Annotated in this window: 17 protein-coding genes and 1 pseudogene; 15 read left to right on the top strand and 3 right to left on the bottom strand. The window is 50.3% G+C overall.

Translation table 11 applies throughout. The features are described 5' to 3' along the window. Positions 1–106 precede the first annotated feature (106 nt). On the bottom strand, positions 107–1144 hold the full coding sequence (locus KGP21_RS00825; RefSeq protein WP_223498693.1) for a virulence RhuM family protein: 1038 nt from the start codon (positions 1142–1144) through the stop codon (positions 107–109). 268 nt (positions 1145–1412) lie between these two features. Here KGP21_RS00825 and KGP21_RS00820 point away from each other — a divergent pair, with 268 nt between their 5' ends. From KGP21_RS00820 to KGP21_RS00770, 11 genes are all read left to right on the top strand, one after another. Then, positions 1413–1676: a PAAR domain-containing protein gene (locus KGP21_RS00820; protein WP_037376478.1), complete on the top strand. Its 264-nt coding sequence runs from the start codon at positions 1413–1415 to the stop codon at positions 1674–1676. A gap of 90 nt (positions 1677–1766) precedes the next feature. Then, positions 1767–3227: a type VI secretion system contractile sheath large subunit gene (tssC, locus tag KGP21_RS00815; protein ID WP_223500633.1), complete on the top strand. Its 1461-nt coding sequence runs from the start codon at positions 1767–1769 to the stop codon at positions 3225–3227. A 24-nt stretch (positions 3228–3251) separates the two neighbouring features. Further along, positions 3252–4994, top strand: coding sequence for a type VI secretion system baseplate subunit TssF (tssF, locus tag KGP21_RS00810; protein WP_223536948.1), 1743 nt, complete (start codon positions 3252–3254; stop codon positions 4992–4994). Further along, complete coding sequence (tssG, locus tag KGP21_RS00805) at positions 4991–6019, top strand: type VI secretion system baseplate subunit TssG (RefSeq protein ID WP_059199175.1); 1029 nt, start codon at positions 4991–4993, stop codon at positions 6017–6019. The genes tssF (KGP21_RS00810) and tssG overlap by 4 nt, the downstream gene beginning before the upstream one ends. A gap of 18 nt (positions 6020–6037) precedes the next feature. Continuing rightward, positions 6038–7783 carry a type VI secretion system baseplate subunit TssF gene (tssF, locus tag KGP21_RS00800; RefSeq protein WP_223536946.1) on the top strand — a complete coding sequence of 582 codons (1746 nt, stop codon included), beginning with the start codon at positions 6038–6040 and terminating at the stop codon, positions 7781–7783. Between the two features lie 20 nt (positions 7784–7803). Further along, positions 7804–9786, top strand: a complete 1983-nt coding sequence (gene tssI, locus KGP21_RS00795; protein ID WP_223536944.1) for a type VI secretion system tip protein TssI/VgrG — start codon at positions 7804–7806, stop codon at positions 9784–9786. A 30-nt stretch (positions 9787–9816) separates the two neighbouring features. Further along, positions 9817–10533, top strand: a complete 717-nt coding sequence (locus KGP21_RS00790) for a DUF4123 domain-containing protein (protein ID WP_223536941.1) — start codon at positions 9817–9819, stop codon at positions 10531–10533. Then, positions 10533–11666 carry a hypothetical protein gene (locus tag KGP21_RS00785; protein WP_179252652.1) on the top strand — a complete coding sequence of 378 codons (1134 nt, stop codon included), beginning with the start codon at positions 10533–10535 and terminating at the stop codon, positions 11664–11666. Before KGP21_RS00790 ends, KGP21_RS00785 begins: the two co-directional genes overlap by 1 nt. A gap of 13 nt (positions 11667–11679) precedes the next feature. After that, complete coding sequence (locus KGP21_RS00780) at positions 11680–15588, top strand: RHS repeat-associated core domain-containing protein (protein ID WP_223536938.1); 3909 nt, start codon at positions 11680–11682, stop codon at positions 15586–15588. After that, positions 15585–15968: a hypothetical protein gene (locus tag KGP21_RS00775; protein WP_223500619.1), complete on the top strand. Its 384-nt coding sequence runs from the start codon at positions 15585–15587 to the stop codon at positions 15966–15968. Before KGP21_RS00780 ends, KGP21_RS00775 begins: the two co-directional genes overlap by 4 nt. Before the next feature lie 757 nt (positions 15969–16725). Then, positions 16726–17352, top strand: a complete 627-nt coding sequence (locus tag KGP21_RS00770; protein ID WP_179252641.1) for a DNA-binding protein — start codon at positions 16726–16728, stop codon at positions 17350–17352. Positions 17353–17555: 203 nt separating this feature from the next. Here KGP21_RS00770 and KGP21_RS29670 read toward each other — a convergent pair. After that, positions 17556–17696, bottom strand: a pseudogene (locus KGP21_RS29670) (hypothetical protein); the annotation flags it as partial. A 458-nt stretch (positions 17697–18154) separates the two neighbouring features. On the opposite strand from KGP21_RS29670, the gene KGP21_RS00760 reads away from it, so the two are divergent. The 4 genes from KGP21_RS00760 (at position 18155) to KGP21_RS00745 (ending at position 23620) form a co-directional block, all read left to right on the top strand. Continuing rightward, on the top strand, positions 18155–19420 hold the full coding sequence (locus tag KGP21_RS00760; RefSeq protein ID WP_223536934.1) for a hypothetical protein: 1266 nt from the start codon (positions 18155–18157) through the stop codon (positions 19418–19420). A gap of 348 nt (positions 19421–19768) precedes the next feature. Then, positions 19769–20524, top strand: a complete 756-nt coding sequence (locus KGP21_RS00755; RefSeq protein ID WP_223536932.1) for a DUF2971 domain-containing protein — start codon at positions 19769–19771, stop codon at positions 20522–20524. Positions 20525–20940: 416 nt separating this feature from the next. Continuing rightward, on the top strand, positions 20941–21870 hold the full coding sequence (locus KGP21_RS00750; protein ID WP_223536930.1) for a hypothetical protein: 930 nt from the start codon (positions 20941–20943) through the stop codon (positions 21868–21870). A gap of 589 nt (positions 21871–22459) precedes the next feature. Beyond that, positions 22460–23620 (top strand): IS30 family transposase, encoded by a 1161-nt coding sequence (locus KGP21_RS00745; RefSeq protein WP_223536928.1) that lies wholly within the window; start codon positions 22460–22462, stop codon positions 23618–23620. A gap of 115 nt (positions 23621–23735) precedes the next feature. Here the strand turns inward: KGP21_RS00745 and KGP21_RS00740 are convergent, their stop codons facing one another. Beyond that, positions 23736–24854, bottom strand: coding sequence for a PIN domain-containing protein (locus KGP21_RS00740; protein ID WP_223536926.1), 1119 nt, complete (start codon positions 24852–24854; stop codon positions 23736–23738). Positions 24855–24984 lie beyond the last annotated feature (130 nt).

The raw sequence follows: 24984 nt of genomic DNA, 5'->3' as shown, positions 1-24984 counted from the left end.
GCCGCATTTGGCGCTGCTGACGGTTGGGTTGTTTTCCAGCCGTCCAGCGGTTTGGGGTTAACAAGGTCGAACATTCAAATTTTGCAAAATTCCAGGGCATTCAAGACTACTTTTTAGCGTCGGTTTTTAACTGCAGCAAACCGGCAATATCCTTTTCCCCTTCGGCCTCTTTTAAACGGCGCTGCTGCTCGGCAAACTGGACATATTCGGCCTGTGCTTTTTCATCTGCCTCTTTCTTGCTGACACTACCTGCGCCCTGTAACACATCGCGGTCGTTAAATTGCAGGAACTGATCCAGCTTTTCCTGCCAGTCACGCAAGAACACCTGCTGGCGACGCCGGGCCTGGTCTTCGGCAAAATCCAGCCACATGTTGACCACGCGGTTGAGCTCACCAACTTCGTCCTGATTGAGGTAGTTTTTCGCCACCGTCACATCGCTTTTACGCACCTCTTCACCTTTATAGCTGCTCAACCCCATATGAGGCTGGCTGGCATCGGCACGCTGATGGATGAGTTCTGCAGCGGTATGGCCGGTACAGGCAAAATGCAGCTTGTTCTGGATGGTTTGAAAAAACTGCGTGGTCTCTTTGAGTGAGGGCTGGTAGTCGGCGGCTAGCGCAAAGATCTCCCGCACCCGCAAATAAACCCGGCGCTCGCTGGCGCGGATATCGCGGATGCGTTCCAGCATCTCGTCGAAATAGTCAGGCACAGCCGATGCGCCAACGGGCGGATTTTTCAACCGCTCGTCATCCATCACGAAGCCTTTGATCAGGTATTCCTGGAGGGTTTGGGTGGCCCACTGACGGAATTGGGTGCCTCGGGCTGAACGGACGCGGTAGCCAACGGCGAGTATGGCCTCAAGGTTGTAGTGTTCGATCTCCCTGGAGACCTGGCGAGTACCCTCCTGACGAACTATCCGGAATTTCCGGATGGTTGCATTTTGCTCAAGCTCGCCTTCTTTGTAGATATTAATAAGGTGTTCATTGATGGTTCGAACGTCTTTATCATACAGCTCGGCCATCGACGCTTGGGATAGCCAGAGGGTTTCCGCTTCAAACCGACATTCAACCCGGGTACTCCCATCTGCACTTTTAAACAGCAGAAATTCCCCGACAGGAGCCAGAGGTAAATGTTCATTTGTCATGCAGCCTCCGTTTTTATCTGACTGACACTACGGCCATTCGCTTAGTATGCCAGATATACAGATGGAGGCTCATTACGCGAATGGCGTTTATTTTGCGGGCAGTCACGCAGAAACAAATAAACGCTTCATCAATGCCCCCAGATTGATGCTAAAAGATCCCCTTTATTCCTATGCTGCTCACAGATTCATTACTCACCGTTATATTTCAACTTTTTTCCATTCTAAACATCCTGTAATCTGATAAGAAAATACTAACTATGGTGGGCGTATGGCAGGGAAGGCCGTGATTTTACAAGGCGACAAAACCTCTCATGGTGGGGTCGTGTTACAGGGATCGTCAATGATGCAGTTCTGCGGAACAAACGTAGCGCTGGTAGGGCATTTGGTGTCCTGCCCGCAATGCAAAGGGGTCTTTCCGATTGTCAGTGGTGCAGAAACCGCGCTGGTCGGCGGGGTGCCTGTGGCGCTGGAAGGCATGAAAACCGCCTGCGGGGCCGCTCTGATTGCTTCACAACATGAATGTAATGCCTGACGGCAACGTCGTTCAGCGCTAATCACTCCGCCAGAAGCGGCAGAGTCGCAAAATAATGGACAAGACGCTTTACCAGGGAGCAAGGATGCCGTGGCTACGTTAGATACGCTACAGACCGATTCAGACATTTTCCCACCGCGCACCTCACTGGCCGCCGGGCTGCTTGCGACGCTGAACGGCAGTGAATTTGCGGTGAGCCACGCGGACATCGCATTGTTGCTGCGCGCCCTGCCGGAACAAGGTCGTGGCGTCACTCTCAATATTCTGCTGATTGATCGCCTGCTGCGGGAACTTGATCGGCGCCTGAGTGCCCAGATGGATGCGATCCTGCATGCTCCGGCGTTTCAGCGCCTGGAATCAACCTGGCGCGGGCTGGCCCTGCTGGTCGATAACATCCCGTTTCACGAGAACATTCAGCTGACGCTCCTCCATGCCACTCAGGAAGAGCTGCTGGCGGATTTCGAATTCTCCCCAGACATTACCTCCTCGGGCTATTACCAGCATGTCTATTCGGCAGGCTACGGCCAGTTTGGTGGAGTGCCGGTAGCGGCGGTGATTGGCTGCTATGATTTCACCCCCGGTGCCGCCGATATCAAACTGCTGCACTACCTCAGCGTGGTCAGCGCCATGGCGCATGCGCCGTTTCTGTCGGCGGCAGACGCCACCTTCTTCGGCGTTGATTCATTAGCCGACCTGCCCGCCATTCTTGATTTGGATGCGGTCATGGCTGCACCGACACATATCCGCTGGCAGGCACTCAGAGCTACTCCGGATGCCCGCTATTTGGGGCTGACCGTGTGCCGTTTTTTGCAGCGTGAGCCTTATACCCCGGCGTCACAGCAGGTCCGGCAATTTGTCTATCAGGAACAGATTGCCACACATCAGCACCTGCTGTGGGGCAACAGCGCCTTTTTACTGGCGCTCTGCCTGGCGGGCAGCTTTGCCCGTTATCGCTGGTGCCCGAATATTATCGGGGCGGAGAGCGGCGGAGCGTTCCGTAACCTGCCCGCTCGCTACTATGCGGCGCTGGGGCGTTGGCAAGAGAAGATCCCAACCGAGACGCTGTTGTCGGACCAGTGGCAGTACCGCTTGTCGATGGCCGGGTTTATTCCGCTTGGGGTGCGCAAGCAAGGGCAGGACGTGGTGTTTTATTCGGCCAACTCAATCCAGTCGCCGCAATATACCGACCTCACGCCTGAAGGGATGAACGCCCGGGTCAATGACCAGTTGGGGGCGCAACTGCCTTACCTGTTTATCATCACCCGGCTGGCGCACACCATCAAAGTGCTGCAGCGTGAGCGGCTGGGTAGCTGGCGCAATCGGGGCGACCTGCAGCATCAGCTCAACAACTGGTTAAAACGCTTTGTCTCCGATCAGGAGAACCCACCCGCCAGCGTACGCAGCCGCCGCCCGTTACGCGCTGCACGCATTGAGGTGCAGGAAGTCGCGAATGATCCCGGCTGGTATCTGACACAGCTGCATGTGCAGCCGCATTTCAAACACATGGGCTCCAACTTCGTCCTCGCCTTGACCGGGCGTCTGGATAAATAACCTCCAAGACAGGATGTCTTCAGCATGAACCGGGATAAACATCGGCAATTCCCTCCAGCCCGTCGGCGCAAAGCGCTACATCAGGCTGCCGAGGTGCTGCAACAAACACATGCCCCGCTGGTTTCCTTCCTGACAGCACCCAACCACGACCCCGATGTGGAGCGGCAATTGGAGGGCATGGCCTGGATGACCGGGCAGTTAGAGGGGCAGTTGGCAGACCAGCTACCGAACCTCACCCACCATATGCTGGCCCTGCTGTGGCCCTATTTTCTGCGGCCCACCCCCAGCATGACCGTGCTGGAATGGCAGCAGGATTACCTGTCGGATCCCGCGCAGGCTTGCCCCCAGATTGCCAAGGGGGCCACGGTGGTCAGTATCCCGCTGCCGGTGACAACCGGTAAGGAAACGCTACGTTGCCATTTCCGCACCTGCCGTGATACCCGGCTGTGGCCGTTACAGATGCAGGCGGTAAGCCGCGAGCAACGGCACGGCCATGACAGCATGTGTCTACAACTGGTCACCACGGCGGATAGGCCATTGGATCTCACTAGCTTGAACGGCCTGCGGCTGTATCTGGGGGAAGACCTGCACACCGGGCAACAGCTGCATTTATGGCTGAGTGAATACCTGAGCCACGCCACGCTGGAAGTGGGGGGAAAGACGTGGCCGCTGCCTGAGCTGGCGCTCACCCCGGTCGGTTTCAACGACGAAGAGGCCCTGCTGCCCTGGCCACAGAATGCCGATCCCGGCTATCGCCTGTTGCAGGAGCACGCCTGCTTCCCCAACGCCTTTTTATTTATGGACGTGACGGGCTTCCCTAGCCTGCCTCCGCTATCAGCCTCTCACGGCTTTACCCTGCGGTTCACCTTCTCCCGGCCTTTGCCGTCTGCCCTGGTTATCAACCGCCAGACGGTGCGCCTGCATTGCACGCCTGCCATCAACCTGTTTAGCCATTACGCTGACGGAGTCAGCCTCGATGGTACGCAGTCAGAACTGCCGTTATTCCCCAGCGTGCGCCATCCTGAGGATTACGATGTTTTCTCGGTAGATGAAGTGACCGGCGTATCAGCCCTGAGTGATACCCCCCGCCGCTATGCGCCGTTTGAACGCTTCAGCCAGCAACAAGACGCGGGGTATTACCACGTACGGGTCACTTCGTCGCCCGTGGGGGGCTTGAACCATCACCTGGCGTTGATCCGCCACGGAGAAAACCTGGACAACCTGCCGCCGGAGTCGGTGTCCGTACGGCTCACGTGCAGCCACCGCCGCTTGCCGTTGCACCTGAAAGTAGGAGAACTCCGCCAACCGGCCACCGGCTGCCCGCCGGGGGTGCGCGTGCACAATATCACCCGCCCGTCGGTCCCCCTTAGCCCAAGGTTGGATGCCACCTTGCAGGCGGCCCTGCTGCGCAATCTCTCATTGAACAGCCGCTCACTGCTGACGCTAACGGCGCTGCGGCAGGTGCTGAGCGCCTGCGATCTGCCCGCCTGGCACAGTGAACTGGCGGCAGGGGTCTCCCGGCGGCGCAGAGCGGGGTTACTCAGCCTGACTGTGCGCCCGGCTGAGCGTCATATCGACGGTGTGCCGATCGATGGCCTGGCCTCCACACTGACGGTGCGGCTCCAAGGGGCGTTTGACTCGGAAGGCGAGCTCTATCTGTATGGCCGGGTACTGGCACGGTTCCTGGCCCAGCGTGCCAGCGTCAACCATTTCCATACCCTCACCGTGGTTAACCAAGATAATCAGGAGTCTTACCGCTTTCTATGATCCCCAGTGCAGAGCAGGAGCAGCAGCTCCAGGTTATCGCCGATAACGTTAGCCAGTATGACTTCTACCGCCTGGTGGAAGGGCTGAACCGGCTGGCAGGCATCGATCCGGCCCGCACGCTCGGCCTACCGCCGAACCGGGAGGCGTTGCGCTTTACCGCCGCTGCCGGGTTGGGCTTTGCCGCCAGCGATGTGGTGGCGTTGCAACATGAGCCAGGTGGGCCACTGCGCCTGGAGGTGAGCTTTCTAGGTCTGCAAGGCAGCCAGTCGCCCTTACCTTATTACTATCTGGATGACATTGCCGGGAGCACGGCGCAGGGAGAAACGCGGCTCAACGATTTTCTGGCGGTGTTCAACCATCGCCCCCTGTCGTTGGCGCACCAGATTTGGCGCAAATACCGCTATGAGATCACTTTCAAACCGGGGGGCCGCGATGCCACCTCGGGGCGTATTTTTGCCCTGATAGGCCTGGGCCATCCGCAGACGCGAGAGCAGTTGGGTATCAACGCCGAAGCCATGCTGGCCTACGCCGGTCTGCTGGCCTCACCGGGCCGCTCGCCGGAGGTGATCGCCCGCCTGGTCGGTCACTTCTTTTCACTCCCAGACGTGACGGTGCAGTCTTGTATGCCCCACGTCATGACGTTGAGTGACGAGCAGCAAAATCGCTTGGGCCAGGTCACCGCCGTACGCGGGCAACGACATCAACCCCGTTCGCTGCTGGGGGGCAACTTTGTGATCGGCAGCCGGATGCGCGATCGCAGCGTCAAATTTCAACTGTCGATCAATGAGCTCACGCAGGAACAGTACCTGTCGTTTTTACCTGACGGTAAGCAGCATCGTCTGCTGGTCAATTTTGTCGAGTACATCCTGCGCGAACCGCTGGTCTGGGATCTGCGCCTGACGCTGGCACGGCATCAAGCCGGGGGGCTGAAGCTCGGCGACACACAGCGGACCCAGTTGGGGTGGACCACCTTTGTGGGGCAACCCGAAGAGAAACCCTACACCCTGTTGCCTGTGCGCAGGTAGCCAACGTCAAGGATTGATATGAACTTTACCGATCATCTCAGAGAGGAACATGCCTACCTGCGTGCGCTGGCGGACAAGGTGGGGCAGGAAAAACCCGCACTGGCCGCGCAACTGGGTCGCCATGCGGGCGATCCGGATGTGGAATGCCTGATCCAGGGGGCGGCAATGCTGAATGCCGGCCTGCGTCAACGCCTGGAGGACGGCTTCCCCGAGGTCACGCAGGGGCATCTTGAGCGTACCTGGCCCTTCCCCTTGCGGCCTATTCCAGCCTGTGGCGTGGTGAACGTCAGCGCCAAAGCCAGCACGCTGGATGCACCGTTGACGTTACCCGCGGGAGAATCGCTCTCCCTGTTATCCGACGGACGTACGCAGGTGTTCCAGACCTGCCATGCCTTGACGCTGCAGCCGCTGGCCCTGATTGACCGGCAGTTGCTGGTCACCAACTCCCACAGCGAGATCCGCCTGACGTTTCAGTACCAGGGGCCGGGTGACACCTGGCCAACCCAGCCGCTATCGCTGTTTCTGGGCGATGATCCCCAGGTGGCGGCGACGCTGACCCTGTGGTGTGAACAGCATCAGGACCGGCCCGTGCTACAGGTGGAAGGACGACAATGGATGCTGGAAACAGTGTTATCCTCCCCACGGCCAACTGCGGATAACCGCATTCTGCCCCACGAGGGGGAAACCACCTGGGCGCTGCAGAGCCTGGCAGAATACCTGTACCTACCCCATGTGAATGATTTCCTGACGCTGGATTTTGGCCCGATGCACTCAGGGCTGACGTTGGGGAATAGCCGCACCTTTACCGTCATCCTCACGTTCAACGGGGAGATCCCGCTCACCCAGGCCCAACTGGCGTCGGCCTTTATGTTGCACTGCGTCCCGGTCATCAGCCTGGCGGCACAAAAAAGCGCCCCCATACGGCTGCTACCCGGGCAGAGCGTTTACCCGCTGCCGTATGCCGACGATCGCTGGGTGTATGCCATTACGGGCGTCAGCATGCTGGAAGAGCCGGATACCCTGCGGCGGGGCCGACGGGTGCAATTCCAGCCCGACAGCGAACTGACGCCGGAATCGCGTTATGCACCCGACGCCGCGTTGGCGCTGTTTTACACCGTCCGGGTCAGCGGTGATGTCCTGGGGCGGATGCAGCATGAACTGGTGCTGTGCAACAGTGCCGGAGAACCGCTGATAGAGCCCCCTTGCCGGGCCGTGGTCTGCGATCTGCTCACCACCTCGGCGCAATCGCCCACGTTACCGCTTGGCTCCCCTTTCCTGCTCGGCATGGCGGTGACCGATACGTTGGACGTCACAACCGTCACCAGATTTTCGACCCCGTACCCGGCAGTGGTGGACAGCCATCACCATTGGCGGCTGATGGCCTGCCTGTCGTTCAGCCCCGCGCTTCTCAATCACCGGGAAACGGTGCAGCGGGCGATCGACGATTTCTGCCTGCACGCCCGACATAACCTGCCGCAGGTCCGACACATCCGCCGGGCGGTGGAGGGCATCACCGCCGTCAAGACCGAACCGGTGAATACCCTGATGGGGGAACGGCTGCGGCGCGGTTTGCAGATGACCCTGACGCTCGACGATCAGGCGTTCGACAGCCCCGGCGAAGCCTACACCTTTGCGGCGGCGCTGAGCGTCTTCTTTACCCATTGCCTGACCACCAACAGCTTCCTGCTGCTGGATGTGATAACCGAACCTTCACAGCGACGCTGGGCATTGCCCCTGGCGCGCGGCCAACGAGCCATGATGTGAGACACCACAAGGAGTGAACGATGGACAGCGGATTATTTTTCAGCAGCCAACTCGGTGAACTGCCTCCGGACACCTTTGACGTGGCCGGTTTTACCCTGGAAGAAGGGTTGTCGACCCTGTTTACCTTGACGGTAAACCTGGTCAGCACCCGGTCAGACATCGAACTGGAAGCACAGTTGCTGCAGCCGGGGGCATTGACCGTCACCGTCAGTGGTAAGGAACAGCGCACGATCCCTGGGCTGATTGCCAGCCTGACTCAGGGAGAAAGCGGTTTTCGCCGCACCTACTATCAGGCGGTGATCCGCCCGGATGTCTGGGTACTCAGCCTGAAACAGGACAGCCGGATCTTCCATTTCCTGTCGGTGCCGGACATCGTCAATCAGGTATTGGACGAACACCGCATTCCTTACCAGAGCCATATCCAACAGACCTATCCACCGCGTGAGTACGTGACCCAGAAGCGTGAAAGCGACCTGGACTTCATCCTGCGGCTGATGGCCGAGGTGGGGATCAGCTTCTGGTTTGAAGATAACGAACTGGTGTATGGCGATTCGCACCTGAGCATGACGGAAGGTATCCCGCTGACCTTCAACCCGCATATCCAGTCGCCAACCCAGGGCGACATCGCCCATCGGCTGACCCTGGGGGCGTTCATGCAGTCACGGGAAAGCGTGCTGAAAGATCGTGAACACCGGCGGCCAGACCATCCTCTGCAGTTTAAGCAAAGCGACCCTGCATTGGGCGGTGAAGCCACCCAGTACTCGGTATTTGAAAGCTATGGCCGTTATCAGGATGACCAGACCGGGCCGCAGCTCAGCGCCGTGCGGCTGGAGGCCATGCAAGCGGGCTCCCAACAGGGCGCGGCAGAAACCAACAGCATCCGGCTGATGCCGGGCACGATTTTTACCTTGCAGGGCCACCCGGTGCAGGCGCGTAACGATCGCTGGCAGGTGATCACCGTCAACCACCGTGGGGAGCAGCCTGCCGCGCTGGAAGAAGAGAGTAACGGCAGCGGCACCACCTTCACCAACTCGCTGACCTTTGCGCCGGGGAATATCGACTGGCGGCCAAGTTACCGTTACAAACCGCTAGCCGACGGGGACGAAGTGGCCACGATCGTCGGGCCAAAGGGCGAAGAGCTGTATGTCAACGAACTGGGCTGGGTGCGGGTGCATTTCCACTGGAACCGTTACGACCCGGCGGATGAAAAGGCCTCCTGCTGGGTGCCGGTCTCCAACCAGTGGGCGGGGGACGGCTTTGGCTCGGTGACGCTGCCAAGGATTGGCCAGGAAGTGCTGATCAGCTACCTGAACGGCGATATCGATCGCCCGGTAGTGAGCGGACGTTACTACAACGGCCTGAACAAACCGCCCTACCCGCTGCCCGCCAACAAGACCAAATCGGTCTGGCGCACCAAATCGCACAAGGCCGAGGGCTTTAACGAACTGTCGTTTGAGGATGAGGCGGGCAGCGAAGAGATTTACCTGCACGCGCAGAAAGACCTCAAGGCCCTGGTCAACAACGATGCGCACTGGGACATTCGCGCCAACCAGAGCAGCAAGATTGGTGGCAACAGCCTGAGCGAAATCGAGGGCAACCGGGAAAACCGCATCAAGGGCGAACTCACGCTCCACACCAGCGGCAAAAAGTCTGAACTGGCCGACGGCGAATCCCATTTGCAGGTTGGCAGCGCCTATGTGGTGAAGGCTGGGCAGGAAGTGTCGGTAGAAGCCGGGGCCAAAATCACCCTCTCGGCGGGCAGTGAACTGACGCTCAAGGCCGGGGGCAGCTTTATCAAACTGGCACCGGGGGCCATTTTCACGTCGTCGTCGTTGCTGGTAGGCAGTGGCTCCGCGGGTAGCGGTCAGGGCGTCAACCTGAAGATGCCGGGTGTGGTGCCGTTGTTGGCCGCTCCCACGCTGATCCAGCAGGATGTGCTTAGTAGTGATGCCCCTTATTGCGAAGAGTGTGAGAAATGCAAAGAGGAAGGGTGCGCAATTTAATTGGCCACTCATCGTCAAGGAGGAATAAAGATGCAACAGACCGTACAGGACTGGGCAAGAAACACGTCGGGAACGCCGTTGTACGCCGTATTGGCCAATACCAACGGTGCGCAAGGTATCAAGGCCTATTACCGGGAGGATGGAAGCCGCACGCCGTACGGGCTTTACGCCAATACGCCGTATGCCAACTGGTTCGAGGTGATGCCGGTGCTGGTGCCGCTCACTGACGGCAGCCCGTTTCTGCGCTGGGTGGCAGAAACGCCCCTGCGCAACTGGGGCTGGTTGGCACGTTCACCGTTGCCGCAGGTTGCCCTGGCGGCCCACCTTGCCGGTTTGACTCAGGTGATCATGCCTGGGGGTAAAGCGGTGTTTTTCCGCTACTGGGATGGGCGTTATCTGCCAGCACACCTGCGTTATATGGGAGAGCACTGGATAGATGTTCTGCCGGTGTTCTCGGATTACTGGATAAACGGCGAGGTGCTTACCTGCCCGGTAGATCCCACGGCGCAAGCCCAGGTCAGCCCCTGGTGGCAGGTGCCGCAACGTCTGATTGACCAACTTCTGAAAACGGATCCTGGGCCGGTGATTGCCCAGGCATTACAGCAATTGCAGGTAACCCGTGCCGATCTCTATGGGCGTTTTTCCCCTACCTTACTGGAGATGAAGATCCGACATTTACTGGTGCAAAGCCATGGGCAGCGTGAAGGGCTGATGGCTCGCATCGTCACCACATTGGAGAGTGAGTGATGAGTTATTATGGGTATGGCAACAACTCGACGACGTATACCAGCAGCGCATACGGGAATTACAACAAACGGGTGACGATCCCTTCTGCCCCCATCGACCCTGAGAGGCTTTTCCAGAAGACGCTGAACAATTTTAAATCCTGCCTGACGCGTTACCACGATACGACAGAGTTTCCGCTATTGGGCAGCTTGCTGTTGATGGATCAAGAGGTGAAGGTCGGGGACTTTGTCATTGCCACCAAGCGGATAGACAAGGGCACGCTTAACGGCGTCATGCAGTGCACCCTTAATCAACCCATTACCCTGACGCACGCCTTTGAAGCCAAGGGGTATATCCCAATCGCGGGTTCGCCCTTCAAGATCATCAAACGTAAGAAAAAGACCCCGGAGCAATTTCGGCAGATAGCCTACATGAGTGTCAACCAGGCGTACGGGCCTTATTACAACAACATGGCGTCCTCGGACTTTGAGGACATCACCGTGCTAGATGGCCTGGCTTTCGATGATAACGGGATGGCCACCATTAATCTGCCCGAGTGCGACGATGCGTATACCTATCACGTTGTCGTCAACGCCCAGGCCAGCAGTGAAAGTAACCTCCAGCGGCTGGATGAATCCTACAGCGAGCTGATCGTCAAGTGTACCAACCTGCTGGAAACCCAGTGGAAAACACACCAGCAGGCAGCCTGGAAGGATTTTACAGACAGAGGCGCTCAGGTGGACTTTACCCAGGCGTTCAAAGCGTTTTTTGCCGGGTTACGCGACAAAATCCTCGAACTGTACGAGACAGCCAAAAAGATCGTGCAATGGGTCACCAGCGAGAACCTGGACGCCATGCTGGCTTATATCGGCAAAAAGGGGGTGGATAAAATGAAAGAGCTGTATGACACCGGCAAAAAAGAGATTGCCGATACGTTGGTGATCCTCTCCGATGAGATGCTGATGTTTATCTGTGCCCACGCCCTGTACAGCTACTTTTGCCTGCTGACACCGCAACAGATCGCCGATTTTGCCGGGGGAGCGGCAGGCGAATTGGTCATGATGCTGTTGCTTTACATCGTGCTACCCGGTGCCGTAGCCAAATTAGCCCTGGATGGGTTGGATAGCTTAGCCGGTATTAGCCCGGCCCGATAATCAAGGAGAGTCAATGAAACCGTTATTTCGTGCCAATGCCGGTGCAGGGAAAGCGATCATGGGGGGGATAAAAGAAATCATTTCCCTGATCAATGAACACGTCCCCCATTATTTGGCCAAGAACCCTATTCGGGCAGGGGCTGTTCCGTTAAATATCAAAAAAACCGCGAATATCGACTCCGCTGGCTTGGGCAAGAGCCTGGAAAATCAGAGCAGTCTACCCACTGGGTCCAATAACCTGCATGAAACCAGGTTTGAATCGCCGGTCACCCAAGCCAACAGCAGCGGTCAAAATCCGCAGGGCAAGGCGACGCCAAGAAGCGAGCACACTGATAAGGACGGCGATCCGGTTTCGTTGTGCACCGGCGAAGAACTGTTGACGATCAGCGAAGGCAGCCTGCCGGGGCTGCTGCCCTTCACCTGGCAGCGTTTTTACCGCACCAGCGCCTGTGAGTTGGATCTGGGTTTGGGGTACGGCTGGAGCCATAGCCTTTCCCACCGCCTGCATTTTACCGACGACACCATTGTCTGGCATAACGATGAAAACCAGCGGACCCCCTTCCCCTATCCGAATGCCGAACACCCAATCCTGACCAATGTGCTCGGGGGCGCGGTGCTGGCCCTCGGTAGCCACGAGAACGAATACAGCCTCACCTTTGGCGGTGGCGCAGGGGTGTATACCTTTGTGCGTGAGGGAGAATGGGGGCGGTTGACCGCCCTCAGCGACAAATATCACAACCGTCTGCAACTGGAATACGATCGCCAGCAGCGCCTGATCCACCTACAGCATGCGCAGGGCCGGTTGTTGTTCCAGTACACGGATGATGACTCGGCGCACATCGCGCAGGTCCATTTGCAGGCACTGATCCGTGAAGAGGCCTATCGTGATGCGGTCTGGGTGACGCAGCAAGTGCTAGCACATTACACCTACAACGCGGCCGGGCAACTGGCCAGCGCCCTGAACGCCTGTGGGGAGCAAGAGCACTACCAGTACAACGAGGCCCATATCATCACACAGCGCCAGTTGGCGGGCGGCGCCTGTTTTAACTGGGCCTGGGAAGGCGTGGGGCCAGCATCACGCTGTATCCGTCAGTATGGCAATTTCGCCCAGTTAGATACCCGTTACCTGTGGGACGATAACCAGCGGCAGGTGACGCTAAGGCGCTGCGACGGCAGCCAGGAGATCTATCAATACGACGGCCAGGCCCGGCTGATTTTCCGGCGGGCAGCGAACGGTGCGGAAACCCGCCATACGTACAACGAAGAGGGGTTACGCGTCAGCACCACCGATGCATTGGGCCAGCAGACCCGTTATTTTTATGACGACGCGGGTAACCTGGTGCTCGAACTGAGCCCGGATGGCAGCATGACGCGCTACACCTATCTGGACGGTCAGCTCAAGCGGGTGGCCAAGGGTAGTGGCCGCCTGGAGCAAGTGTGGCTCAATAGCATTAATGAACATGGGGATATCTACGCGGCGCGCTCACCCGGGGAACAGGTGACTGAGTACGACTATTTCCCGAACGGGCAGATGCGCGCCGTTACCCATCCTGACGGGGTGACACAAACGTATCGTTGGGATAACGTAGGGCGTTTACTGGAGAGTACCACCAGTGGCGGTAGCGTGCGCCGTTACCGTTATACCCCCCTTGGCACCCAGCCGATCGCCGTCACCGATGAAGCAGGTAATACCACCCATTTTGTCTGGGATGCGTTGGAACGGTTGCTGGAGCAGACCACGCCGGACGGCCGCACCCAGCGATACCGTTACAATGCCTATGGCAAGGTGACCGAATCGCGCGATCCGGCCGGTTTGGTTACCCGCTACGAGTACGCAGCCCCCCTGCATCTGCTGACGCGCAAGATCCTGCCAGATGGCAGTACGCTGGAGTATCGTTACGACAACACGCACCTGCAGGTCAGTGAGATCCTCAACCCGAAAGGGGAAAGTTACCGCCTGGCTTACACGGCGACGGGGCTGCTGAGTGAAGAGATCGGGTTTGACGGGGTTAAAACCGCGTATGCGTACGATCTGAACGACAGGCTGATTGAAAAGCGAGAATACGGTAATCAGCCAGATGCGGAGCCGCTGGTCACAACCTACCAGCGAGACTGGCAGGGAAAACTGCTGCGTAAGACCCTGCCGGATGGGCAGGTAGAGCAGTACGACTATGATGCCCTGGGGCGGTTAATTGCCGTCAATGACGGGCAGATGCCGCTGGCCTGGGAATACGACATCGCCAATCGCCTGGTGGCAGAGCACCAAGGGTGGGCAACGCAACGTTATCAGTACGATCCACATAGCGGGTTGCTGAAAGGCAGCCGACTGCCGGACGGCCAACAACTGGGCTACCACTATCAGCATGGCCGGGTACAGGGGATCACGCTAAACGAACAGCCGCTGCTGGCGTTCAACCACGACAACGCCGGGCGCGAGCAGGAGCGGCGGCAGGGCAACGGGCTGGTCAACCGCTACCAGTACGATAGTCTGGGGCGTATGGTGGAACACCGCTTGCAGGGGCCCGGCGAGATGGGGCTACAGCCACTGTGGGAGCAGCATTACCGTTACCAGGCACAGGGTGAACTAGCGAGCATTACGGGCAATGCCCCACGGGAATACGGCTATGATGCGCGGGGGCAGTTGCTGAGCGCCCAATTCCCTAGCAGCCACACGGCGATAGATCGGCACAGCGTGGCAGGGGAAAACTTCCTGTACGACGGGGCCGGTAACCGGGTCAGTGAACATGGCGAGCGGGACAGCGCCCCTGGCAACCGGCTGGCGTTTTTTGGTGACAGGCACTTCGAGTACGATCGCTTTGGTAACCTGACGGTAGAGCGACGCGGCAAGGCCCACAAATTGGTGACCACCTTTGCCTATGACTGTCGGCACCGGCTGATAAAGCGGACCGATCCACACGGGCAAGTAACCACTTACACCTATGATGCGTTTAACCGCCGGACCAGTAAAACCGTAGAGGGCCAGACCACGGAATACCTGTGGCAGGGCAATAAGCTGATTGCGGAAACGGACAATCAACAGCACTGGCAGACGTTCTTGTATGAGCCGGGCAGCCACCGACCGATGGCGACGATAGTAGGCTCATCACGGGTGAACAGCCCGAAGGTCAGGACCTATTGGTACCAGAATGACCACCTTGGCACGCCGCACAGCCTGACAGACAGCCAGGGCAACACCGTATGGCGGGGGCAGTACAGCGCCTATGGGCAGTTGACGGAGGAATGGACACCGCCGGATACTCGGGATGAACACCCACAACCGAAGGTGAACAACCCACTGCGTTTTCAGGGGCAGTACGAAGATGCGGAAAGCGGACTGTATTACAACCTGAACCGGTATTATGATCCGGGGATTGGGCGGTATCTGACGGCGGATCCGATAGGACTTAGAGCTGGGCTAAATAATTATCACTATGTCGATAGTAACCCGATATCGTACATTGACCCATTAGGGCTTGATGTCATTAACACCAAAACATCAACAAAGCCAGAACCTATTGGTTCAGCAAATGGACAGTTTAGTTGGGATAAATATGATGATATCCCTGTGCTACCAGAGGCGGAGGTTGGTACTTATAACTATCGCGGTGTACATCGAGGACATCCTGATGCTGATAATAATTTTAATGGGCGGATTGAGCCTGGTGATATAAATTCTGGTATTACTCCGGAACTTCATAACGAAGGAAATGTTTCTGGTATTAGTCCATATACTTCTTGGACGCGAGACCCTGCTATAGCTCGTTTCTATGCTCAGACTGATGGTATAATTTTGAGAGTTAAAGCTGAAGCTCCAAAGGGTAACGAAAAATGGTCATGGGAGTTTTCTGATGATAAGTATTTTGAACAAGAAGTTCTTATGCAAGGGATTCGTGATAGCGGCATTGAGGTATTTAAACCATGATAACTATTGATTACTTGATAAGCAGGCTCGGATTTTTTGATAATAAAAAATTGTCTAAAGAGACAATTGATTTACTTTCGACCTCGATAAAATTGATCGAGGTCGAATATGATAAAAGCATAGCCATTAATGAATTTAAAATACACAAGAAATACCTTGACAAGGCTGGCGTTAAATACTTTGGAATTAATGAGCTAATAGATATGCTGATGAGGATTTCAGATGAGAAAATATTAATTATAAATTGCCACAATGAAAATCATGTATTAAAAGTTTTTATGGATCTAAATCATAATGTTATTGGTGTGGTTGGCTTTGAAAAGCGTAAAAGAACTCCAGAAGAGATTGAAAGGGAAATGCATAATTTAAGAAGAAAGTAGATTTTGTGCTATACCTAAAATACCATCATCATCAATGGATGATTTTTTGGCGACTGGAAATATTGGTGGTGATAAAATGAGTAAGGGGAGGTAGTTAACTATGTTACATGGACTAACCAAAGACGACCATGGTGTCATTGGGTTTGTTATTGGAAAGGTTCAGCTTCTCAAAAAAAATTTGTGCGGTATAGCATTAAAACGTGGTAAAGATCTGGGAGAGGAATGTCCCCCTAAGCTGCATTGCAAGCATTAGAAAAACATCCTGAGATTGAGCAGCGTTTCAGGGATACTTTCCCGTTCATTAATTTTTAAATTACCTCCCCCCTGTACTTATTAATTCTAACATGGGGGGCTTGGGGCTGAGTTTTACGGGGAATGACAGAGGGAAGGCAAACAGGCCCGCACGGCCCGCCACTGGAGCAACCTGCCGAACCTTGAGTAGCGTTTTCTGTAAGATAACCAACCCGAAACCGGCACCGTGGTCCACCAGGACGGTTTCACGGGAGACCTAGCAACATGACATCCGATTCCGCCGCTTCATCAAAAAGGTCGCCCCGGAAGGCGCGTTCCACCGCAACGATTTGCGGCTAGACCTGATACTGTATCCGAACACACCGATTTGCTTCCTGCTAGTTTCGGCTGGAACCCGGAAATGTGTCAGGCGCTTGTGCGCCACCTCAATACCAACAACAAATTGGCTTCCGATTATCGTAGACCGTTGATAAAGTGACCGACGGGTAGGCGAAGGGAAACCAGCATGGTCGAACGTATTGATTACCAGATTGAAAAATATAGCTTCGCGGAAGTTAATGAAACGCCGCGTATTGCGCAGCAATGGGCTGAAGTCCTCAAAGAATGCCGTCAGGTGCGGGCTGGAAGTATCGAGCGTCTGCGCATCGCATTGCTGAATGTGGATTATGTCACCAGCTTTGAACTGCCTTTTCGTTTGCTGTTGGTGCGTGCCCCACAACTGATTGCCGAGCTACGGGATGAACTGCAACTCAGTCAGAAAAGCGCAGTGTTCAACGGCAAGCGTTTTGGCTGTGTTTACAGCGTAAAGTCTGATTTGAGTAAGGTACCGGATGAATTTCAATACCGTCTGTCAACCCGCATTCGCAGGGAAGTATCGTCAGGCGAAACCGCAGAGCCTTACCGGGAGATTGCCAGGGAAATAAAAATGCCGCGCGAGCGGCTTAAAAAGGCACTTGAGAACGGACTCGCGGTAACGGCGCTGGATGGTCTGTTTTGGTTCGGTATGCAGCGGATCGCAGCCGACGTGGCGATACTCAGAAAAAAGGGGATGCGTATTGCGACCTCAGAGGTTCAGGCATGGGACAGTCTCACAGCTACCCTCCGCCCCATCCCGGTATACAGCGGCGTCTGATGCGCTCATTGTCACTGTTGTTATCTTTTCCTAGTGTGCTTTTTCGGCGATCACAGGAGTCGCATTTGATAGCTATCGCTATTGAATTTACACAGTTTTATCGTGTTGGATTTTGGTTGGTGCCCCCTATTGTGCCCCCAAATGATTTTGCTTGTGGGGAGTGGGGCATGGAGGCTAGTTGTTAGTGTCGGTTTCAGAAGTGCCTGGTAACGCTTCGCAATGGTCGCTTGAAGCAGCCACAATGTTTTGTGCTCAAAGCGGCATTCAACGCGCATGTCGTAATCATCGCTGGCAAACGTAAAAAATTTCTCTACAGGGAGTTGGGTTAAGTGTTTATCTGTCACGCCACCTCCTCTTCAGTCCAACCTACAATGCAGTATCTGTTTAGTATGCCAGAGATCCATTTTGAAGCTCATTATGTTGCTAGATCTAACAGCATTCTGTTGCAAGACTCTACCTAATCAGACAGTCGGAGAGAAGTAGGTGTTAGCTTAGGCACATTGTTCATCGTTTCCGAAAAACTATATATTTTATTAATGAATAGTCCACTTTAAACCAGACAGATGTATTCATGATAAAAATGTAATCACATATACAGATTAGAATAACAAGCCCCTTTAGATAATAATTTACTTTTCCTACGAGTGTAAATAGGCGCAAAGCAGGTGGGTATGGTTTTGATTCGTTACCCTGCATTTTTGAAGAGTTGGCATTAGATTTTCTTTGTGATATGGTATTTATCAGCCTCAATTTAATATGTTAATTTTAATGAGTAACTTACCTTTATCATAGGATATTGTCTATGGAAATGAATAGTAGTGGTGAACAATACGATTTAATTACAACTTTACAATATGTTGGTTCTTCTATTGATCGAGTTGAAGCTTTATGTCGGTACGCTGAAAAAAAGGATTTTTTAAAAAAATGGAGATTCATTTATGCTGACGCCTCCAAAAATGGCCCTTTCGAATTAAGAAGGCGGGTATTCGATGAGAGATGTTTTGTTTCCACTATCTTTCGTGGAAACTCTCTTTGGATTATTGATGATGAGGTGATTTCCAATACTGGAACCTTAGCATTTAAAATTGGCATGGGAACTTATTTGGATTCAAATGCTGCAAGCTATATCCGCTCACTAGCATATGAGGAAAATCCTACAAATGACGTAATTAATAATTGTATTACAATGGCTAGAAATATCGATTTTGATGAAATCAAAAATCTCAATCCTTACTTATACTTACTTGAGAATCAGCATAATAAGTCAGCGAAAAGTATTGAGAAAGTAAGAGAGACAATTAGTGCAATTATTGCCATTGAAATGATCAATAAAAATCTAAGCCTAGCATGGGGTGAAGAATTTAGGAATAATTATTCGCAGGATGCTAAGAAAAAAGCAGATATTTTATTGAGCAAATTTTACGCTGACTTAGAGATTGGTAGCATTTCGAAAAGTGATTCTCTAACCGACTTTATGGAGTTGATTCTAATCAAAACCAAATTAATTGAGTATGGTTCGAATCGCTCATCAGAGAACAAATTTGAGGAGCTTATGAATGTGGCAAACAATGATTTATCTATGTTTATGTTTCGAGAGCTAATTATTTGTGCGGATATTCTTTTTCGTAGCAATAAAACACAGCTTTCTCAAAAACTACACAGTTTGCAAAATCAGAAAGACCCCTTAAGTTTAATCAGGAATTGTGCAAGAGATCTCGGTATGGTAAGAATGATGGATTTCCTTACTAATTCAATCCCAGATCGTAATGGAACTGCCTTTTATGTAGCGAACATCGTTACTTTTGATAAAGACGTAATGGATATTCTCAAAGTTACCGAAGTAAGTGCTATTGCATTGCATAAAGAGTCTCATTATATTCATGTGATTTTCAATGATGACATTCAAAATTGGTTGGTTGAAAAGCTGGGAGAAAAACGGCTTCAGAGACTATTACCCTTACAGACATTTCATGCTTTTAACTCAAGATATAAAAATAGAGGGCACTCACATATTAAACAGCAACTTATTAATGACAGGGAAAAGTTAGCTCAGCTATTGAACAAGTAATAATTATAATATTAGCGAAAAGCCAAAATATTTCGACTTATGGAAAAGGACCTTACTTTGAATTGTATAACACCAGTTCTCAACTCTTAGTAAGCAACCGAAGAGACCTCTGATCTACTATGAGCGAGGAACGGAAGCTCGCAAAGAATTACTTCCATTACTGTGTATTGATCAACGAAGAGCGGGCCACTAGTTTCCTCTCTACGCTGGTACTTTCCGGTGAATTTCCCCCGTGCTTCAAATCAGTGGTATCCTATAGCAGGGCATGTCGGCTTCATTAACTGACTCTGATATTGACCGAACTAATACTTAAAAAGTATATCTTAGATTAAATAGACGGATGTGAAAATGTTATATAAATATGTAGGTCATGAAAATATTGAACAAGTTATAGAATATTTAAAGTGTTTTATTGAAAAAGGTACTATGTTTGCAAGCAAGCCTGTTTATTTTAATGATCCGGCTGAATTTAAGGTGATATTTAATTTTGATGCTGAGCCTGACATTATAAAGGGAAAGTATTTTTCAGATAACCCTAATCATTTAGATACTGATTTTAAAAAATGGAACGACAGTTTTGATGACCATGCTAAATGGCATGTGGGATATTCAACTAGAGAAGCATACCTCACTCAGAATGGTACGATTTGTTTAACGAGAGATAATAATAATTATCTCATGTGGTCACATTACGCCCATTCTCATACAGGATTTTGCATTGGTTTTGATGACAGTATTGTTAATTGTATTGATGATTGTGCTGTCTTTGGTGACGTCAATTATACCAATTCGATTCCAAAATTTAATTACTTTACTGAAGATTTAGAAAAATTTGCTTCCGCAATATTCCTCCATAAAGGGTTACCATGGGCCTACGAAAAAGAATTTAGAATTATTACGGATAAATGGGGGGTGAAAAAAATCGATAAATCATTAATTAAAGAAATAGTGATAGGCTGTCGAGCACCATTTCAGCTTCAAAATTTCGTTAGTGAATTAATTGGCACTGGTATTGAGGTGAGCAAGATGGGGCTATCCCAAGATAATTACTCTTTGAAAAAAATACCTTTGGAGAAAAATATGTTTTTTCAAGGAGACGTTTAGAAGAGAAAGATTGATCTCCCCAAAAATGAAAATAATATAAGTTTAGCAATATCCGCTTTGGCACTCATCAACAAGAACGAGACTAGGTCCGCTCTGAGCGAAAAGCGGAAGTTTTGTCTGCCTCGACTCTCTTAGAAAGTCTGATTTTTGCCAAAGACATTGTCTACGTATAGCAATTGGGTTGAAACTAACATAATTATCAATTAGTTATGAGGATATGTATTCGTGATGGCTGTTTAGGTTTAGCATCATTCTTACAGTTAACATGGTTCTTAGTGTTGGTGGTCCTACAACTCCAATCAGTAGTAGTAAACCAATTAACGGCACTTTTAGCGTATGAAGGCAAAACTGCGAAAATTAAAATCTAAGTGATGCTATTCTAATCGTAAAGCTAAGCTTAATTAGGAGAGGATATTTTGAAAGAAACGATTGAAATTAATTATATAGCTGATGATTTCCCGAAAAAAATATATGGAAAGCAACTAAGTGGCAGCCATACCCTGTATACTGACTGGCATGAAATTATTTGGGCTGCAATAACCGTTGGCAAACGAAATACGCGGCACATAACTAAGCACGGTATATATTCAGCTTATGAAATCATTAATCGTGCAATGTTAATTTGGACATCATTGAAATTAGAATCAAATTTTCTTCAAAAAACCAATGTTTACAAAGAAATGGATCCAACAGAAAAAGTATTTGTTTCATTTTCTTTAGGGATGACGATGTCTAAACTATTAGCATGTAAATTATTAGGCATTCATTGGTTACAGCATGTTGCATATGTAAATAAAGATATTTTCACAAGAAAAACAACACGTTCTAGACCAGATTTAATTGGTCTAAATAAAAGGCAAGAATTTGTTGTTTTTGAAGCAAAAGGAAGATCAAATAAATATGATGACGCAGCACAAATAACAGCAAAAAATCAAACAAAAGTAATAAGTAAAATTAGTGGAAAGTATCCCGTTTTAAGAGTTGCATGTCAGAGTTACTTTGATGAATACTTAAGGGTTTACATTCAAGATCCCGAAGACACCTCTATTAATTCACTTGAAATTGAAACGGATTTAAATCATTATCTTAAAGGGTACTACAGCTTATTTGATGATTTAGACGATGTGAGCACCAGTCTTTTGAAGTCAATTGGCATTGAAATTGATTTCTCTGAAAGCTTATCTTCAGCACTCAAAAATAAAACATTTGATAATTTCCATTCTGACATTGAACAGCCAGAATTTGACAATTATGAATTTAAGTGTTTTCCAGATGGTATTAAAATAAAATTGAATAATGAAATATGGTCAAATGAACGTTTAAGCTTTGAACCAAAAAACAGATGATATGTTTATTATGCTACTTTAACATTTAGATGTTGATCTGAAGTTATTCAAAATCTAATTATCTGTTGTATTCTTTTCTAACACATGTCCGCATTAGCGGACATGTGTTAGTACTGAGTTGTTCTTTATTGATTAACATGCCGTAATTTTAGTAACCTTCGCTTATGGTACTAATTAACCAAATTGTATACCTGTAAAGTCATCGAAGAGCAGAAGCTCACAATTTTTATCACCTTCGTGTGCATTAAAAAATGTGCCGTGCGTTAATCATCGTGTACCTGGTTCCAGTCTCTGCCTTTTGGGCATAATATATTTTAACTGGCATTCACCTTAATCTGTGACATCACTATATTATTCGCAATTCGAAGGTGGGGTTGTTGAAAAGTGGCAATCATCATATCACATGATTCTAGCATAATATTCGCGACCAATAAGCGCATACCCTGGATCACTTGAAAGTGTAATTCTCAGGGTGTGAATGACTATATCTGGCACGACGCGGACCGCTTGAAGAGTCGTGTAGTCTGCTAAGAGCTGTGAGTTCAATGGGTCGAAGCAACGCTATCCTTAAACGAGGGGGGACGTTGCCATGAAACGAAGAACGCGCATTTACTACACGCCAGAACAGAAAGCGATTATCTGGGATAGGTATAAGCAAGGTGATTCCCTGCATGATATCGCCAGAATGTTCGACAGATATCATTCTTCTATCATGCCCACTATCCACCAGACTGGTGGATACCGTCCCCCTGTCCGAAAGAGGCACCGGTTAGCGCTTTCGCTTGATGAAAGAGAGGAGATATCCAGAGGACTGGTAGAAAAACGCAGTATCAGGGACATTGCTGATAAATTATCAAGAGCCCCCTCAACGATTAGCCGCGAGATCAAGAGGCACGGTGGTGCAAAACAATACCGTGCAGCAAAAGCGGATACTGCTGCGTGGGAAAGTGCCCTGAGACCAAAACCTTGCAAGCTAATTGAAAGCCCCACATTGTGTAAAATCATTGCAGAGAAGATGCATCAGGACTGGTCGCCGGAACAAATCGCCGGTTGGCTGAAACGCTGTTATCCGGATAATCAGGAAATGCATGTGTCACACGAAACGATTTATAAAACGCTTTTTATACAAACCCGGGGAGCATTAAAAAAAGAACTGCAGCAATGCCTCAGAAGCGGAAGAGTAGTGCGTAGATCCAGAACGTCATCGCTAAAAGGGAAAGGATTAGGGTCAATCCCTGATGCGATACCTATCAGCGAAAGGCCACCTGAAGCCGCAGAAAGAGCTATACCAGGTCACTGGGAAGGTGACCTGATCCAGGGCTCGAAAAACTCCTATATCGTCACCCTCGTAGAACGCCATTCCCGCTTTGTTATGCTGGCCAAAATCAGGGACAACAAGACCATAACGGTCATATCTGCACTTATCAAACAAGCCCGGGAATTACCTGTTGAACTTTATAAAACATTAACATGGGATCGGGGCGCTGAAATGACCAGCCACACCCGGTTTACTGTAGCCACAGATATACAGGTTTACTTCTGTGATCCTCAATCCCCCTGGCAACGTGGCTCAAATGAAAACACGAACAGATTGCTCAGGCAGTATTTTCCAAAAGGAACTGACTTATCGGTTCACAGCCAGCAAAGACTAAACAGTGTTGCCAGGCAGCTCAACGAGAGGCCAAGAAAAACGCTAGACTATGAATCACCCGCTGAGCGTTTTAACCAATGTGTTGCATCCATCGGTTGAACTCACAGCGAATAGCGGACATTTACCTCCAGGGGAAACTGGAGGGGTTCTAAAAATTATTAGCCCGGTAAATCGAGATACTTACAGCAATACTTTCGTAAAACAAATGTTCGAATTAGAATTTTATTCTCACATCCAAGTTATCAATATTTACTTTCTCAATGTTATTACTGACTAAATCAATAATACCACTTCCATAGAAATAGATTCTTGGATAAGAGTAAAATCTTGTGATTGTTTGACCGATTTCAATATTCATAAACTCACTGATTATAACATCTTTATTTTGATGATAAATACCCGTATCAATGTAAAATTCAAAGCTACATATTCTAAAATTATAAGAATATTCAAATGCATATTTATTATCAGGTAGTTTATATCCTGAATACATTGAAGGGTCTTCTGTTCCTTCTATAACATCAAAGTCAAAGTGTTTACACTTCCTAATTATTGCCCCATTAAAACCAGATGAATCATATAGAGATGCACAGTCATCTAAACTTAAATTCTCCATATAAACAGGAGTGAAACTTTCAAATTCACTCTCAATAGCTTCTATGTACCTCTCTTCTATCTCCTCAATATTTCTATGTGAAAAACTATGTAGTTCTTGATCTACATGCTCAGTTATAAATTCACTTAATGAATTATAGATTGAAAAAACATTATGTAAACCAAGATTGGTTAGATCTTCAATTAAATCAGAATGGAACTCTTTTTTTTGTTTGTCAGGAGACATAAAATCATGTGAGTTATTTGTAATAAAAACAATTTCATCTCCTTTTTTATTATTGTGTAAATATTGCGTCAGCCCATTCCAGATTAGCGCATCTCTATAGCCTTTTTCATTGTCTCTAAATGGCCGCTTGGAAAAAATTGCCTTATCTAATAACAGGTCATTATCAATGTATGATGATGATATAATGTGTGTGCGGGGGAACATTTTTAACAATTCATTTTGAAAGCTAAATTTTTTAATTTCATCATTAAAATCATCGATATGAAACTCATTCTCTGAGAGTTTCTTTACTCGTCCTTTCAGTTGAAGTATTTCTTTTTGTAACTTTTCGAGTTCCTCATTGTATTTTTTTTGAACCTCCCTGAATACAACGAAAGGTATAACAAGTTGGTTTCCTGTCGTGTTTTTAATAAAATTAGACAGGACTTGAAACATAGCGCTAGACATTTTCCAATTATTATAAAATATGTTCGTATCTATTAATATTAACATTTTATATCTTCCATTACACCCTGATAAACTACTGAACCTGAAATCACCTCATAGCACTACTTTTTGAAATTTATAAATATAAACAAAAATCCTTCTGTTCTGCTTCATTTCTTAAATAAAATTAATGACT

This window comes from Serratia sp. JSRIV004, assembly GCF_019968705.1.
Lineage (GTDB): Bacteria > Pseudomonadota > Gammaproteobacteria > Enterobacterales > Enterobacteriaceae > Chania > Chania fonticola_B.
This window is presented reverse-complemented; position numbering and strand designations above follow the sequence as displayed.